Raw genomic sequence first — 806 nt, 5'->3', positions numbered from 1 at the left:
TGAGAGCTCTTTTGATGCCGGCACTTATGATGGTGAAACGATTGATAATGATGATGTCACCTCTCCAGAGCCGGTTGTGCAGTCCGTTGAAAAGCCTTCAGAGATTGTTCCTAGCATAGAACAGCAGCGTATGGAGCAACAAGCTAAACAAGCTCGTGAAGCACTTGCCAAGTTTTATGAAACCCAATCCCAGACACCAATAGTTGAAGGTGAAAATGCACCCCCAGACCCTACACAAGACATTATTGGCTATATGAGTTGGATGGGAAAAAAGATTCGAGAGCAGGATGCGTATATTAGGGAACAGAAAGAAGCGCTAAGACAAGCTGAGGAACAGCAGCAGCATGATATACGTCTTGGTCAGTTTTTCAACAATTCTGTTAAGTCGTTTCAAAATAAATCCAGTGATTTTGGTGATGCGGCAAATTTTCTTTATGAGAAGCGTGCGAAGGAATTGAGTTCTTGGTCGTCACTTTATCCTGAGTATGCAGATCCAAACACAATTTCTGAGATCATAAGGAATGAATTGCGTACGATTGTAGCGACTTGTGCACAAAGAGATCTCAATCCGGCAGAAGAGATTTATAGAATAGCGCAAAATCTTGGCTATCAGAACCAAGGGGTTCAAGCGAATAATCAAGTTGCTGCGCTTCAAAGCCGTCAGAATTCTGCGAGAACCTTAACGGCATCTGGTGGAGGAGGGAGTGTTGGACCAATCACTTTAAAAAACATTTGTGATATGTCTGATAAAGAATTTGGAGAATGGTATAGCAATCCTAAAAATCAAATCATTTTTGATAAGTTAA

1 protein-coding gene is annotated in these 806 nt (G+C 41.4%); it reads left to right on the top strand.

Annotated elements, in window-relative coordinates; translation table 11 throughout:
- A partial coding sequence (locus tag ACFIKG_RS09570) for a hypothetical protein (RefSeq protein WP_375652228.1) occupies positions 1-806 on the top strand: 806 nt, incomplete at both ends.

The sequence above is a fragment of the Bartonella sp. LB28NMGDW genome, assembly GCF_042194435.1.
GTDB classification, from domain to species: domain Bacteria; phylum Pseudomonadota; class Alphaproteobacteria; order Rhizobiales; family Rhizobiaceae; genus Bartonella; species Bartonella grahamii.
Note: the sequence above shows the minus strand (reverse complement) of the source record. Positions and strands in the feature narration are given on the sequence as shown.